We start from the raw sequence: 15095 nt of genomic DNA, 5'->3' as shown, positions 1-15095 counted from the left end.
ATCCCCTCCTCGCACTTCCGTCCGTTGCTGCAGACGTCTCTGTTTCGGCAGAGCTATAGCACGGACGCCGGGACGGAGCCAAGATAAAATTCATCTTTCCATATACTCGGATCTAAATTTTCAGGCCCTATGGGAGGCGAAGAGATCCCCCAGTTCCCGCAGGCGCCCGGCCAGGATCTCCAGCTCGGAGATTTCACTGTTGATGATCTTGGAGCGGTCGGCGTTTTTCCGCAGCCGTTTTTCCGATGTTTCAAAGTGAACGAAAACCCGCTGGGTGGTCTGCATCTGGAAGCGGGTCGCCTCGGTGATCGCCTGGATCTGCCCCTCGCGCTCGCCGAGCCCCTTGTGGAATTCCCGGTTGGCCCGGACCTGCTCCTCCATTCCGCGGCCGATCTGATCGGAGGCCCCCTTCATCTGGTTGACCCCTTCCTGAATGCGGGCAATGGCGGTCTGCTGTTCCTGGATCGCCCGGGCGATCGCCTTGACCGACTGCAGACTCCCGCCAGCGTCGTTGAGAAGGGCCCTGGCTCTCTCCCCTTCCCGGCCGGTCAGGGCGGAAATTTCATCGGAGGAGGTGGAGGCGTCGCGGGAACTGGCGACGATCTTGCGCAGGGCCTCCCCCGTCGACAGGGAGAGTTCCTTGCCGCGACTGATGCGCTGGCCGGTGGCATCGACCGCCTCCGTCACCTCGCGGGTATCCTCGCCGATGGCCATGACGATGCGGTGAATGTCCTGGGCGCTGGTGGTGGTGCGGTCGGCCAGGTCGCGAATCTCCTCGGCGACCACGGAAAATCCTCGTCCCTCGTCGCCGGCCTTGGCGGCGATGATCGCCGCGTTGAAGGCCAGCAGTTCCGTATCGGAGACCAGTTCCTTGATGACCTCGATGATCTTGGCCACCTCGCCGGTCTGCAGGGAGAGGCGCGCCATCGCCTCCTTGGCCCGCTGGCTCTCCTGCTCGATGCGCTCCATCTCCTCGATGGAAATCTTCACTACGTTGAGTCCGCTTTCGGCGTCTTCCTTGACGGCTTCGGCCGCCTTGGCGCTGGCCTTGGCTCCGGCGCGGATCTTCTCCAGCGACTCGTCGATGGCGTCGAGGTTCTGGGCGGTCCCTTCCACCGAATGGGCGATCTCGGCGGCCTGAATCCCCACCTCCCGCACGCTCGAGGCGACCTCGTCGACGCTGGTGGTCGTTTCGAGAAACTGGGAGGTGGAGTGATCCATGGCGGAGGCCATTTCCTCGAGAGAGGCCGAGAGTTGCCGGGAGATCGCCGATTCGTCCTGGGTGCGGTGGGAGAGGGTCTCGATCTGGGTGGCGATCTCCTTCTGCTTCTGCTCCATCCCCTCGACATCGCGGCGCGTGGCGCCGGCGGCGGCGAGTCCTTCCTGGGCCCGCTCCGAGAGGTACTGGCTCGAATCGGCAAGCCCGCGGTAATGGGGGACGAACTTGTCGACGGTGCTCAGCAATTCCTGGACCAGGGAGTCGACCTGGCCGACGGCGGCCTCGATTGCGGCCTGCATCCCCTCGACGGTCTCGCCGGAGAAATCGATTTCGCCGATCATCGGCCGAAAAAGGACCAGCTGCTGCCGTAACTGTTTTTTCAGCGTCACCCGCACGAACTGGTACATGGTGGCACCGACGGCAAAGCCCATGATCACGCAGCCGAGGACGAAGGGGAGGGAGCGGGCCTCCGGGCCGATGATCAGGGAGATGGGAAAGGGGAAGACCAGACCGGCCATGATCCCCGCCATATGGGTGAAGAAGAAGACCTTGCGCAGGTAGGAAATTTGGATATTGCCGGCTTCAGCCATGGAGCCTCCCATTGGTGATCGGAAATCACGTTTATGATTAAAATTCGAACCCTTAGCAAATAACACAGAAACCCTTCCAAGGCAAGGATTTCCCCTGGCCCCCTTCCCCTGACCCGCCTCCCTGTGGTAGCATCGCCGACGATGAAAATTCCTCTCCTCTTCGACAGTCATGTCCATCTCGATGCGCCGCCGCTGGTGGACCATCTCCCCCGGGAAATGGAACGGGCCGGTGCGGCCGGAGTCGGGAACTTTCTCATCCCCGGCGTGGCCCGCCGCAGCTGGCCGGGGGTACTGGAGACCGCCCGGGCCGTCCTGGGGGCCTATGCCGCCCCGGGGCTCCATCCCGGATCAGCCGCCGACTGGAACGACGAAGCGGCAAGGGAGCTGGCCACCCTGCTGCACGATCCCCTGGTGGTGGCCATCGGCGAGATCGGTCTCGACCGTCTCCTGCCGGAGCCCGGGGCCGCTCTCCAGGAAGCGGCGCTGCGCGGCCAGCTGCAACTGGCGGTGGCCGCCGGCCTGCCGGTGCTGATTCACTGCCGCCGCGCCAGCGCCCGCCTGCTGGCCATCCTGCGCGAGGAGGGGGCCGAAAAGGTCGGTGGGATCTTCCACGCCTTTTCCGGCAGCCCCGAAACGGCCCGGGAAGCCATCGCCCTCGGCTTCGCCATCGCCTTCGGCGGAACCCTCACCTTCCCCGGGTCCCGGCGCGCCGCAGCAGTCCTGCGCGCCATCCCTCCGGAGTGGGTGGTCCTCGAAACCGACGCCCCGGACCTCGCCCCGCACCCCCACCGCGGGACCGTCAACCGCCCGGCCTATCTGCCGCTGGTCGCCCGGTGCGTCGGCGAAATCCGCAACTGGAGCGAGGCCGAAACCGCCCGCATCACAGCCGCCAACACCCGCCGGGTTCTGCGCCTCGAGAAGAGATCTGCGGCCGGCATTCCCCCCTCCCAGAGCAGAGGAATTTGACGTCCATGGATCAGCACCGTTTCAGCCGCATGCAGCTCCTCGTCGGCAGCGCCGGGATCGACCGCCTGGCCTCCGCCTCCGTCGCCGTTTTCGGCATCGGCGGGGTCGGCAGCTACGCCGCCGAAGCCCTGGCCCGGGCCGGCGTCGGACGCCTGACGCTGGTCGATTTCGACGACATCTGCCTGACCAACGTCAACCGCCAGATTCACGCCCTCGACGGCACCATCGGCCGTCCCAAGGTCCTGGTCATGGCCGAACGCTGCCGGGCGATCAATCCGGCCGCCCTGGTCGAGCCGATCCAGTCCTTTTACGAGGCGAAAAACGCCGAGGAGCTCCTCGGCCGCGGGTACGACTACGTCCTCGACTGCATCGACCACATCACCGCCAAACTCCATCTCATCCAGAGCTGTCGCGAGCGGGGGCTGCCGATCATCGCCTCCATGGGAGCGGCCAACAAGCTCGACCCGAAAAAGATTGCCGTCGCCGACCTCTTCGACACCCAGAAGTGCCGCCTGGCCCGCATCATCCGCAAGGAGCTGCGCAAGAGGGGGATCGTCTCGGGGGTTCCGGTCGTCTATTCCACCGAAGAGTTTCGTCCTCTCTCCGGCGAGACGGCGGTCTGCGCCGCCAACTGCATCTGCCCGAGCAGGGAGGACCAGCGCTGGAGCTGCGGCGACCGGCGGGTGATTCTCGGCAGCTCCTCCTACATCCCCCCCCTCTTCGGCCTGACCATGGCCGGCGAAGTGATCCGCACCCTCCTCGGAGAAGGGACCCCCTGATGGACTCGTTCCCCCTGCAGGTGCTGGCCCTGATCGCCGTCGGCTTCGTCTCCGGGTTTCTCAACATCCTGGCCGGCGGCGGCTCCCTTCTCACCCTGCCCCTCCTCATCTTCCTCGGCTTGCCGGCCACCGTCGCCAACGCCACCAACCGCGTCGGGGTCCTCTTCCAGAACGTCTTCGCCGTCGACGCCTTTCGCCGCCGGGGTATCTTCCCCGCCCGTCTCGCCCTCTTCTGCTCCCTGCCGGCCATCGTCGGCAGCTTCCTCGGCGCCCGGCTGGCGGTGGACATCGACGAGGTTCTCTTCCAGCGTCTCCTCGCCGTCATCATGATCGGCATCCTCGTCTTCACCCTCGTCGATCCGATGAAAAATCGCCGCCGGGAAGAGCTGGTCATCACCCCGGGGCGCGCCGCGGTGCTCCTCCTCTCCTTCTTTGCCATCGGCGTCTACGGCGGCTTTATCCAGGCGGGGGTCGGCTTCCTTATCATTCCGGCCCTCATGCTCCACGGCGTCGACCTGGTCCGAACCAACGCCGTCAAGATCATCGTCGTGCTGATCTTCACCATCCCCGCCCTGGCGGTCTTCCTCTGGCACGACCAGGTGAACTGGCCCCTGGGAATCGCCCTGGCGGTCGGCAACAGCGCCGGCGGCTGGGTCGCCACCCATGTGGCGGTGAAAAAAGGTCACGACTGGATCAAGCGCGTCGTCTCCCTCACCGTCCTGGTCTTCGCCCTGAAGCTGCTCTTTGCTCCCTAGGAGCCTGTCGGACTATCCATGAGCCGGCTGCAAAATCGTCTATTAGGTCCACATCCGAGCTCCTTTTCGACCAATAGAGACGACTATTGGACCTCAAACGAGCTCGAATCTGTCCTCAAATATCCAATTTTTCGCTTCGCCCCGTATAGTCCGACAGACTCCTAGGAGGAATTCCGTCATGCCCGAACCGTTGCCGACCCGGTTTGCCCCCGCCGAACGCGCCTCCGGCGCCGACCTCCGGCGCCAGGCCGCCTATTTTTCCGAGACCTCCCTCCCCCGTCAGCTCCTTGAACGGGTGCCGTCGCTGCTGGCTATTCTCAATGCCCAGCGGCAGATCGTCTTCGCCAACCGCGCCCTTTTCGAGGCGATCGGCGTCGACGGCGAGAAGGCTCTCCTCGGCCTCCGTCCCGGCGAGGCTCTCGGCTGCCTGCGACCCACTGAAGAAGACGGTGGATGCGGCACCGGCGAGGGGTGCAGCACCTGCGGCGCGGTCCTGGCCATCCTCGCCGGCCTCACCGGCCGGGACGAGACCCGGGAATGCCGCATCACCCGGCGCATCCCGAACGGGTTCGAAGCTCTCGACCTGCGGATCTTCGTTTCTCCCCTCCACTTCTCCGGCGAGGAGTTCGCGGTCTTTGCCGCCAGCGACATCAGCGACGAAAAACGCCGCCGCGCCCTCGAGCATATTTTCTTCCACGACCTGCTCAACGTCGTCGGGAGCATTCGCGGCTTCGCCGAACTCCTCACCAGCTACGATCTCGAAGACAAGGAAGAGGTCTTTTTTCAGATCCATGCCGCCGCCGGACAGGTCATCGACGAAATCCAGGCACAGCGCACCCTGCTCGCCGCGGAAAACCGCGAGCTGCGACCCCGGATCGAGCCGGTGGCCGTCAATCTCTTTCTCGAGCAGATCGTCGCCACCTGCCGGGGGCAGGAATCGGCCCGGGACCGGCTCCTGGTTCTGCGCCCTCTTGACGCCGAAGCGCTCCTGCACAGCGACCGAGCCCTCCTCGGCCGGATCCTCGGAAACATGGTCAAAAACGCCCTGGAGGCGACGCCCCGGGGGGAGACGGTCACCGTCGCCGTCGACCGGCAGGGGGAGGCCTTCGCCTTTGCCGTTCACAACCCCGGGACGATTCCGCCGGAAAACCGCCACCAGATCTTTCAGCGCTCCTTCTCCACCAGGGGGAGCGGCCGGGGACTCGGCACCTACAGCATGAAACTTCTCAGCGGCTATCTCGGAGGGGAAATCTCCTTTACCAGCCTCCCGGGGGAGGGAACCACCTTCCGCGCCGTCTACCCGTCGCTTCGGGAGGGGTAGACGGCAATCTCACCTAAAACAAGGGGCGCCACCGTCTTCTCGGTGGCGCCCCTTTCTCGTCTTCTTCTCCCCGCCCTCCCCTTCAGCCGAGGAGACTCCGCACCTTCTCGGCCACCGCCGCCGCCGTGAATCCGAAGTGCTCGAAGAGGGCGGAAGCCGGGGCGCTGGCTCCGTACCCCGCCATGGCGATCACCGCTCCCCGGTCGCCGACGTAACGATCCCAGCCGAGGGGGGAGGCCGCCTCGACGGCGAGGCGCGGGGCGCAGGACGGCGGCAGGACCGACTCGCGGTAGGGACGATCCTGGGCTTCGAAGATCTCCCAGCTCGGCAGGGAGACGACCCGCACCCCGATCCCCTCTTTTTGCAGAAGTTCCCGGGCCGCCAGGGCGAGCTGGACCTCGGAGCCGCTGGCAATGACGATCCCCTGCAGAGCTCCCTCTTCGGCCGCCAGAACGTAACCGCCGCGCCGAAGTCCGGACGCCGGAGCGAAAATCCCCCGATCGAGGAGGGGGAGGTTCTGGCGCGACAGGATGAGTGCGGTGGGGCCGCGACGATTGGAGATCGCCGCCCGCCAGGCCTCCGCCGTCTCGTTGGCGTCGGCGGGGCGGATCACCGTCAGGCCGGGGATGGCGCGCAACGCCGTCAGCTGCTCCACCGGCTGGTGGGTCGGGCCGTCCTCGCCGAGGCCGATGGAGTCATGGGTGAAGACGTAGATCGGCGCCAGACCCATCATCGCCGCCAGGCGGATCGGCGGCCGCATGTAATCGGAGAAGATGAGGAAGGTGCCGCCGAAGGGGATCAGGCCGTCGGTGTGGGCCAGGCCGTTGAGGATCGCCCCCATGGCGTGCTCGCGCACCCCGAAGTGGATGTTGCGGCCGCTGCGCCCCGGGGCGAAGGCCCCTGCGCCGGAAAGGGACGTATTGTTGGAGGGGGCCAGGTCGGCGGAGCCGCCGAGGAGAAAGGGGATGCGTCCGGCGACAGCGTTGAGGGCCAGGCCGCTGGCCTTGCGGGTCGCCATCGCCTCGGCGCCGGGGGGGAAAACCGGCAGGTCCTGATCCCAACCGGCGGGGAGCTCCCCCTCCCGGGCCGCGAGCCAGGGAGCAAAAGGGGTCGGATCGAGATCCTGGCGCCGCCCCAGTTCCTCCCACCATTGTCTTTCCATCTCGGCGCCCCTGGCAACGGCCCCCCTGAGGTGCTCCCGCACCGCCGCCGGAACGACGAAGGAGAGCTCGGGGTCCCATCCGAAGGCGGCCTTGGTCAGGCGCAGCTCCTCGGTCCCCAGCGGGGCGCCGTGGGCCTCGGCGCTGTCCTGCTTGTGGGGGGACCCCTGGCCGATGTGGGTGCGGGCGATGATCAGCGACGGCCGGGGATCGCCCTTGGCGGCCTCGAGGGCGCCGTCGATCTCCGGCAGATTTTCCCCCTCGACGTGCTGCACCTGCCAGCCGTAGGCAAGAAAGCGCGTCGCCACCTCCTCGCTGAAGGAGAGATCCGTCCCCCCCTCGATGGTGATACGGTTGTCGAGGTAGAGATAGATCAGATTCCCCAGCCGCAGGTGGCCGGCGAGGGAGGCCGCTTCGGACGCCACCCCTTCCATCAGGTCGCCGTCGGAGCACAGGGCGTAGATGCGGTAATCGAAGAGGCCGGAGTCGACCTCGGCGGAGAGAAAACGGCTCCCCATGGCCATGCCGACGCCGACGGCAAAACCCTGGCCGAGGGGACCGGTCGTCGTCTCGACGCCGGGGGTATGGCCGTATTCGGGATGGCCGGGGGTGAGGCTGCCGATCTGACGGAAGCGCTGCAGATCCTCCAGGGAAAGATCGTAACCGGTGAGGTGGAGGATGCTGTAGAGAAGGGCCGAGGCATGACCGCAGGAGAGGAGGAAGCGGTCGCGGCCGGGCCAGCGGGGATTCTGCGGATTGTGGCGCAGATGGCGGCTGTAGAGGAGGTAGGCGATGGGGGCCGCCTCCATGGGGGTCCCGGGGTGCCCCGAGTTGGCCGCCTCGACGGCGTCGGCGGCCAGCAGGCGGATGGTGTCGATGGCGTGACGGGCGAGTTGCGGGTCGAAGGCGGGCTGTCTCATGGAATCTCCTCTGGAGAGGGGGGAAGTTTCCATTGAAGCAGGATCGTCCCTCCTTTTCAAGGGGGGAAAGGGTCGGGAGGGGATAAAACGTAATCAGGGCCGGTTCTTGAGGGGAGGCATCCCCTTGAACCGGCCCTGATCACGTAGTGCGAAGGTACTCAACGAAGAAGGTATCGCCGGCCCGCCTGCCACAACAGGCCTTCGATGGTTCCGATCATAGTTGGAAAGGACGAGGATTTCCACGGGGATTCCCGTAAAAATCCGGGGAGACTCCTGCTGTCGCCACCTGTGCGGAAGCACAGTTTTATCCTGGGAGCCTGTCGGACTATCCATGAGCCGGCTGGCTCCTAGACGCCGAACCCGCAGTGCTCCACCAGGAGCGCCACCTTCTCCTCCCGGGAGCCGTGCCAGCGGGAGAGGAGCCGTTCGGCGAGGGTCACGCCGCTTTCGGCGATCTCCTCGATTCCGTCGAGATAGATCGTCTCATCGAGTCCGCGGCCGTTTCGGGCCCCCTGGCGCGCCAGCCCGGCGCGCGCCAGAGCGAGGACCTCGACGGCGACCTCCTTCAGTGTCCGGTTCCCCATGGGGGTCCTGAGGCCGCGGCGCCACGACTGGACATAGAGTTCGCCCCGCTCCTCCTGGGTTTGCCGGGCGAAGATTTCCCAGCACGCCGAAAGCGCCTCCTGGTCGTAGAGGAGTCCCTTGACCAGGGCCGCGACCGCCATTGTCAGGTGCGGCGGCAGGCTGTCCGGGGTGCGAACCTCGATCTGCGGGCGCAGCCGCGCCTCGGGAAAGAGGGTCGAGAGGTGGAGGTCCCAGTCGCCGAGGGTCGCCGTCTCCCCGGAAAACCCCTGCTGCAGGTAGCGGCGGAAGGTGAGGCGCTCGCCGGTGCAGGAGAGGTAGCGGCCGCCGCGCATGATGAAATACATCGGCACGTCGAGGGCGTAGTCGACATAGGTGGAAAAACCGGCGCCGTCGGCGAAGAGTTGGGTGAGAAGCCCGGTGCGGTCGGGGTCGGTGCGCGACCAGATTTCGCCGCGGGTGGAGAGGAAACCGCTCGGCACGCCGCCGCGAAGGGGGGAGTTGGCGAAGAGGGCGTAGAAGAGGGGGGAGAGGGCGAGGACGAGACGGAGCTTGGCGATGCAGTCGGCCTCGTCGGCGTAGTCGAGGTTGACCTGCAGCCCGGCCGTCTGCTTCATCATCGCCTGCCCCAGGTCGCCGGTCTGGGCCATGTAGGGGCCCATCACGCCGTAACGCTCCTTGGGGAGCCAGTCGATTTTCTCCAGGGGGGTGAAGGGCTGCACCCCGAGGCCGAGAAAGCGCAGCCCCAGGGGGGTCCCCTCGGCGACGATCTGGGCGATATGCCGGGAAAAATCGCCGTTGCAGCAGTGGATGTCGGGACAGAGGGCGCCGGAGAGTTCGAGCTGCCCCCCCGGCTCGAGGGTGATGGAGGAGCGCGCGCCGATCAAGGCGATCAGCCGCCCTTCTTCCCGGATCCCCTGCCAGCCGTCGAGGCGTTCGAGGCGCAGCAGGAGGGCCTCGATGCGGTCAAAGGGGGCCGCCTCGCCGCTGTCGGCGTCGATGACCAGCTTCTCCATTTCGGCGCCGATCCCCCAGGACGGGCGGGGACGGGCACCCCGGGCCAGATAGTCGACCAGGTCCCGATGCGATTCGACGGGGCGCTCGAGATGTGGCTTGACCAGTGTCGTCATGTCAGTGCGAACCCTTTCCCCGCGGGGAAGACGGTGCCCGGAAGCGGGCCGAAAGGACTGCCCCTGCCGTCCATGATACCATCGCCGTCGAAGATGCCAAACCGCCGGAGCTCCTCAGGACTGAAGATAGGCGGTGATCGCCGCTCCGATCTCCTCGAAAATGCGGGAGAACTCCTTCTCGTTGCGCTCCAGCAGGGTGATGCGGAACCCCTGCTCGGCCGTACAGAAGGAGGAGAGGGGGACGACGCAGATCCCCGTGGAGGCCAGCAGGTAATAGACGAAGCGTTTGTCGAGGGAGACCCCGGGGGCGGTGACCAGCCCGTTCACCAGCGCCCGGACCTCCTCCACCTTGATCGGCAACGTCTGCTTGTGGGTCAGCTTCCCCTTTTCGAAGACGACGCTCATGTAGAAGGCGCCGTTGGTGCGGTTGACCTTGATTCCGGGGACTTTCCTGAGGATCTCGTAGGCGACGTTGGAGCAGCGCTCGTAGCGGCTCTTGCGCTCCTCGAGATAGGCCGGATACTCGGGATGGCTCATGATCGGCGGGATCGCCTTTTGCGGCAGGGTGGTGGAGCAGACTTCGACCATCTTCGAGTTGAGGATGCTCTGCACGTACTGATTGAAAACCGCATCCTTGTCGGCGTTGTAGACCTCGATCCAGCCGCAGCGGGAGCCGGGCCAGGGGAGTTCCTTGCTGATCCCCTTCATGGCGATCGCCGGGACGTCGCCGATCAGATCGGAGATCGGCTTGGTCGACTGGCCGTTGTAGACGATGTTGTGATAAATCTCGTCGCTGATGATAAAGAGGTCGTACTCCTTGGCGATGGCGATCATCTCCTTGAGGATCCGCTCCGGGTAGACGGCCCCGGTGGGGTTGTCCGGATTGATGATGAGAATACCCGAGATCGCCGGATTGTACTTCACCGACAGGCGCAGATCGTCGAGGTCGGGATACCAGTTGTTGTCCGGGTCGAGACGGTAGGAGACCGGCTTCTGTCCGGCATGGGACGCTTCGCCGGAGGAGTGGGTCGAATAGGTCGGCGAGGGTCCGATGACCCGCGCCTCGCGACGGAGGAGGCCGTAGACCTTCTGAATGGCGTCGCCGAGGCCATTGAAGAAGATGATGTCTTCCGGGGAGATCTGGGTCTTGCCGCGGCGGTTGGTGACATCGCAGAGGAAGGTGCGGGTCTCCAGGAGGCCGCGGGTCGGGCAGTAGCCGTAGGAGCAGTCCTTCATCGCCAGATCGGCGACGATCTTTTTCATCCAGGCCGGGATCTTCTCCCCCTTGGCCACCGGATCGCCGATGTTCTCCATGTTGGTCTTGATTCCGAGCTTGTTGAGCTTCTCGGCGATCTCGACGATGGCCCGGATTTCGTAGGTCAGTTCCCCCGCCCCGATGTGCACGATGTTGTTCCGCATGTCGTTTCCCCTGCTCCCCGTTAAAATTGGTCCGGCCGCTCTGCTGCCAGGGTGAATCGTATAGAAAAAGGCCATGAGCACCTTGCCCATGGCCTTTGTGAATCGCTGTCAGGGGCGGTCAGCCCCCATCACCAAGGCATCGGGCACAGGCCGGACTTGCGGCCGCTGCGATCCCCGCTCGGCCTCCCTGTGTCCTGCTCGGCTGTCCGAACCCTTTTCTCTCCATCGGCAATCTCCGTAAGGCATGTGGGTATCACGGCAGGGCGGCAAAGTCAATCGTTTCCTCGCCGCCCAGAGGGGCCGTCAGTCCTCGACCCAGAGGATGGCGTCGCGATGCAGGTAGAGGACTTCGTCGGGGAGAAAGAAGATGAAGAAGCGCAGCGGCTGGTTGAGGTAGTCCTTGACCCGCTGGCTGCCGTCGGGGAGGTTGGCGTAGAGGAGGGCTTCGATCCGATCGCCGTTCACCGTGGTCACGGCCACGGCGTGGCGTTCCCCGAGGAGCATGAGGGGGTCGGCCTCCTCCGTGGCGCCGACGCGGGCCTGGAGGATGTGGGCGATATTGACCAGACGGGTCCCGAAGGCACCGCGCAGCGGGAGAAACCGCTCGGGCCCGAGGAGGAGATCGCCGACCCGCTGCGGCCCGAAATGGTGGGCGCCGTAGAGGTTGAGAAAGACCTCCCCGGCCAGGGGCGTCCCGTCGGAAAGAACCAGCCGGACGTCCCGGGTCTCCTTGGCGATCGTCTGTTCATCCATGGGCGCCTCCCGCCGGCAGGGGAAAGAGAGATTTGTTGTTGGCGAACTTGTGGGCCTCCTCCAGGCCGATCTTCTTCTGCGTCAGCAGCCCCTGGATCGCCTGATCCATGAGCTGCATCCCGTCCCCCTTGCCGGTCTGGATGATCGACGGCAGCTGGAAGGTCTTCCCCTCGCGGATCAGGTTGGCGACCGCCGGAGTGACGGTCATGATCTCCAGGGCGGCGCAGCGCTTGCCGTCGACGGTCTTCAGGAGGTTCTGCGCCAGGACCCCCTTGAGGGACTCGCCGAGCATGGTGCGGATCTGCTCCTGCTGATTGGTGGGAAAGACGTTGATGATCCGGTCGACGGTCTTCGAGGCGCTGTTGGTATGGAGGGTGCCGAAGACCAGATGCCCCGTTTCGGCGGCGGTGATGGCCAGCTCGATCGTCTCCAGATCGCGCATCTCGCCGACGAGGATGATGTCGGGGTCCTCCCGCAGCGCCGCCCGCAGGGCGGCGGCAAAGGAGCGGGTGTGTTTGCCGACCTCCCGCTGGTTGATCAGGCTCTGCTGGCTGACATGGACGAACTCCACCGGATCCTCGATGGTGAGGATGTGCTCCTTGCGTGTGCGGTTGATGTGGTCGATCATCGCCGCCAGAGTCGTCGACTTGCCGCTCCCCGTCGGTCCGGTGACCAGGACCAGGCCCCGCTTGTGCTCGGTCATCTTGAGGATGGCCGGCGGGAGGCCGAGCTGCGCGGCGGTGAGGATCTTGGTGGGGATCAGGCGGAAAACGGCGCTGATACCGAGGCGGCTGTAGAAGATATTGGCCCGGAAGCGCGACGCCAGGGCGGGGACCTCGTAGGCGAAGTCGATGTCGTTGGCCTCTTCGAAGTCCTTGCGCTGGGCCTCGGTCATGATCTCGTAGAAGAGCATCTTGTTCTGGTCGTGGGAGAGCTTCTGCGGCAGGAGCGGGACGAGGTCGCCGGCCGACCGCATCAGGGGCGGGTTCTGGGGGGAGACGTGGAGATCGGACCCGCCCTTGTCGCGCAGGGCCTTGAACAGGGCGTCAATTTTTGCCATGGAAGGGAGATCCTATTATAAAAGGGGTGGTTTCCGGCGGCGGCGCCGTCCGGGGGGAGGGAATCGCCCCGCAGCCTGGATCTGCAAGAAACGAACCCCTTTGCCGCCCCCTCTTTCTCCCCCATTTTTTGCCGCTTCGACATCCCGGGCGGCCGGCTTCCTGTCGGCTTTTTGACGCGGCGCCCCGGAAGCGGCCGAAGGGGTCAATCCCCGAAGGTCCCCTCCCAGAGCCCCCGGAAGAACTGGCGGGCGTTGCTGCCGAGGACCCGACTGTCGTACCCCCCCTCCTGGATGACGACCGTCGACAGGCCGAGCTGGCCGAGCTGGCCGAGGAGGCGGCCGTTTTCGCGAAAGTCGGCCCCCTTGAGGCTCCAGGTCCCCGTCGGATCGCCGTTGGCGGTGTCGAGTCCGAGAGCGATGACCAGAAAGGCCGGCTTGAAGCGCTGGATGCGCTTGATCGCCTTCCCCGGCGCCACCCGGTAGCCGACGCCGTCGAGGTGCTCGGGGAGGGGGATATTGAGGTTGTAGCCGAGGCCGCGCTCGATGCCGGTCTCGTCGTCGAAGCCGTTGAAGTAGGGGTAGGCGAAACGCGGGTGGCCGTGGATGGAGACGGTCAGGACGTCGCGGCGGGAGTAAAAGATGTCCTGGGTGCCGTTGCCGTGGTGGTAGTCGATATCGAGGACCGCCACCCGGCCGTAGCCGCAGAGTTCTTCGGCGGCCAGCGCCGCGTTGTTGAAATAGCAGAAACCGCCGAAGGCGCGGCGCTCGGCATGGTGCCCCGGAGGCCGGATCAGGGCGTAGGCGAGGCGCTGTCCCTCGAGGGCGCTGCGGGCGGCGGTCAGGGCGCAGTCGGCGGCCCGTTTGGCGGCGAGAAAGGCGTTGTGGGTCAGGGGTGTGAAGGTATCGATGCAGTAGTAGCCGGCCTTGACCGCCATCTCCTTCGGCGGCCGGGCGGCGTTGCGGATCGGGAAGACGTAGGGGTAGAGGGTCTTCCCTTCGGAAAGTCCGGCGCACATGGTCTTGAGGTAGTCGACAAAATCGGCGGCGTGGATCCGCTTCAGGTGCCGCTCGGCGAAGCGCCGCACGGCGATACGGTGGAAGAGACCGGTCGGCTCGATCTCGCGGAGGATGGAGCGGATGCGCACCGGCGATTCGACATAGCCGCGCTCGCGGATGTGGTGGATGTCGTGCATGTCGTTGACCACCAGGGCGATCTGCCGCTCCACCGGGTGCGGGCCGTTCTGGGCCGGCTTGGGGAGCTCCTTTTTATGGTAGCGGAATTCCCGCAGCAGCACCGGGTCGTCCCGAAAGGAATCGACCACCTGATCGATGTAGGACTTGGGGCAGAGGTGGGAGTACTTGCGCTCGAGAATGGCCCGGACGATCTTGCGGATGCGCTGCGCCGGGAGCTGGACGTCCTCGCCGAGGTCGTCGAAGACCAGGAAGGGCGGGTTGTCGTCCCCTTCCTTGACGGGGGTTTCGTAGGCGGTGTCGACGAAGGGGCGGGCGCCGTACTGCTCGTAGAATTTGAGCCGCGCCCTGTTCTGGGCGAGGATCTTCGGATCGCGACAGAGCGCCGGGTCGTCCGGCAGGCATTCCATGAAGATGCCGATCACCCCCAGCGCCCGCGCCTCGGAGCGCAGCCGGGCGTAGAGCGCGCCGCCGATGCCGCGACCGGTCATCTTCTCCGCCGCCGAGATGTACTCGAGATAGCAGAATTTCAGATCCGGCGCGTGCAGCAGGAGCGCAAACCCCTTGACCTCCCCCCGGTCCTTATCGTCCTCGGCCACGGAAAGTATGGAGCGGAAACGATATTTCAACGGGTTGGTCAACTGCTCGGGGAGTTTCTTGATATCCTTCTTGTCGAGCTCCGGAAACTGGTCGCGGAGAATCTGCTGGACCTGGGCGATGGCCTGGCGGTTGACCGGCAGGCTTGTATCGTAGATGCGGCGAATGCGGAACATGGGGGTTCCTCGGGTTAGGGGAGAGGGATCGCCCGGCGGCGATTGTTGCACAGACTATTTGTAGCATGAATTTCCCCCGGCGCACAGGTGCGTGAGGAGGCAAGGGAGGGAAACGTCCAAAACATCTCCCGGTCGTTAAAAATTAGCGTCCATGCAGATTTTCTGTCAATGGTGCTTGACAGATCCGATCCGGAAAGGTATTTATGACCGAGTTGGTCATCATTAAGAGGGAGGGGGCGACGGTGGGCTGTATGGTGAATCGTTTTTTCCGGATGTACGTCGACGGGTTCCGCTCCATGGTGCTGGGGCGCACCCTGTGGACGATCGTCCTCCTCAAGCTCTTTGTCATGTTCGTCCTTCTCAAGACCTTTTTCTTCCCCGATTTCCTCGCCACGAAATTTTCTACGGATGCGGAGCGGGCCGACCATGTGCTGCAGAACCTGACGCAGCGCTCGCCCCGGTGACAACATCGAACGC

Annotated in this window: 12 protein-coding genes; 5 read left to right on the top strand and 7 right to left on the bottom strand. The window is 65.3% G+C overall.

Annotated elements, in window-relative coordinates:
* Positions 1-120: 120 nt before the first annotated feature.
* Positions 121-1809, bottom strand: a complete 1689-nt coding sequence (locus DSOUD_RS01725) for a methyl-accepting chemotaxis protein (RefSeq protein ID WP_053549374.1) — start codon at positions 1807-1809, stop codon at positions 121-123.
* A gap of 141 nt (positions 1810-1950) precedes the next feature.
* Between DSOUD_RS01725 and DSOUD_RS01720 the strand changes: the two genes are divergently transcribed.
* The 4 genes from DSOUD_RS01720 (at position 1951) to DSOUD_RS01705 (ending at position 5630) form a co-directional block, all read left to right on the top strand.
* Entirely contained in the window at positions 1951-2775 is an 825-nt protein-coding gene (locus tag DSOUD_RS01720; protein WP_053549373.1) for a TatD family hydrolase, read from the top strand.
* A 5-nt stretch (positions 2776-2780) separates the two neighbouring features.
* Entirely contained in the window at positions 2781-3554 is a 774-nt protein-coding gene (locus tag DSOUD_RS01715) for a tRNA threonylcarbamoyladenosine dehydratase (protein ID WP_053549372.1), read from the top strand.
* The gene (locus tag DSOUD_RS01710) at positions 3554-4309 is read left to right on the top strand and encodes a sulfite exporter TauE/SafE family protein (RefSeq protein WP_053549371.1); all 756 of its coding nucleotides are present in this window, start codon (positions 3554-3556) and stop codon (positions 4307-4309) included. Before DSOUD_RS01715 ends, DSOUD_RS01710 begins: the two co-directional genes overlap by 1 nt.
* Positions 4310-4487: 178 nt before the next feature.
* Positions 4488-5630, top strand: coding sequence for a sensor histidine kinase (locus DSOUD_RS01705; RefSeq protein ID WP_053549370.1), 1143 nt, complete (start codon positions 4488-4490; stop codon positions 5628-5630).
* Positions 5631-5712: 82 nt separating this feature from the next.
* Here DSOUD_RS01705 and tkt read toward each other — a convergent pair whose 3' ends face one another.
* The 6 genes from tkt to DSOUD_RS01675 all read right to left on the bottom strand — a co-directional run bounded on the left by tkt (position 5713) and on the right by DSOUD_RS01675 (position 14618).
* Positions 5713-7710 carry a transketolase gene (gene tkt, locus DSOUD_RS01700; protein WP_082351004.1) on the bottom strand — a complete coding sequence of 666 codons (1998 nt, stop codon included), beginning with the start codon at positions 7708-7710 and terminating at the stop codon, positions 5713-5715.
* A 347-nt stretch (positions 7711-8057) separates the two neighbouring features.
* The gene (locus DSOUD_RS01695; RefSeq protein ID WP_053549368.1) at positions 8058-9422 is read right to left on the bottom strand and encodes a glutamate--cysteine ligase; all 1365 of its coding nucleotides are present in this window, start codon (positions 9420-9422) and stop codon (positions 8058-8060) included.
* Between the two features lie 114 nt (positions 9423-9536).
* Positions 9537-10841, bottom strand: coding sequence for a pyridoxal phosphate-dependent aminotransferase (locus DSOUD_RS01690; RefSeq protein WP_053549367.1), 1305 nt, complete (start codon positions 10839-10841; stop codon positions 9537-9539).
* Between the two features lie 303 nt (positions 10842-11144).
* Positions 11145-11594, bottom strand: a complete 450-nt coding sequence (locus DSOUD_RS01685; RefSeq protein WP_053549366.1) for a hypothetical protein — start codon at positions 11592-11594, stop codon at positions 11145-11147.
* Positions 11587-12654, bottom strand: coding sequence for a type IV pilus twitching motility protein PilT (locus DSOUD_RS01680; RefSeq protein ID WP_053549365.1), 1068 nt, complete (start codon positions 12652-12654; stop codon positions 11587-11589). Before DSOUD_RS01680 ends, DSOUD_RS01685 begins: the two co-directional genes overlap by 8 nt.
* Before the next feature lie 203 nt (positions 12655-12857).
* Entirely contained in the window at positions 12858-14618 is a 1761-nt protein-coding gene (locus DSOUD_RS01675; protein ID WP_053549364.1) for a histone deacetylase family protein, read from the bottom strand.
* 203 nt (positions 14619-14821) lie between these two features.
* On the opposite strand from DSOUD_RS01675, the gene DSOUD_RS01670 reads away from it, so the two are divergent.
* On the top strand, positions 14822-15082 hold the full coding sequence (locus DSOUD_RS01670) for a DUF4492 domain-containing protein (RefSeq protein WP_232426482.1): 261 nt from the start codon (positions 14822-14824) through the stop codon (positions 15080-15082).
* Positions 15083-15095: the final 13 nt, after the last annotated feature.

Origin of the sequence: Desulfuromonas soudanensis (assembly GCF_001278055.1) — a bacterium.
GTDB classification, from domain to species: Bacteria; Desulfobacterota; Desulfuromonadia; order Desulfuromonadales; family WTL; genus Deferrimonas; species Deferrimonas soudanensis.
The sequence above is the reverse complement of the archived record's forward strand: the minus strand, read 5'-3'. Positions and strand labels throughout refer to the sequence as shown.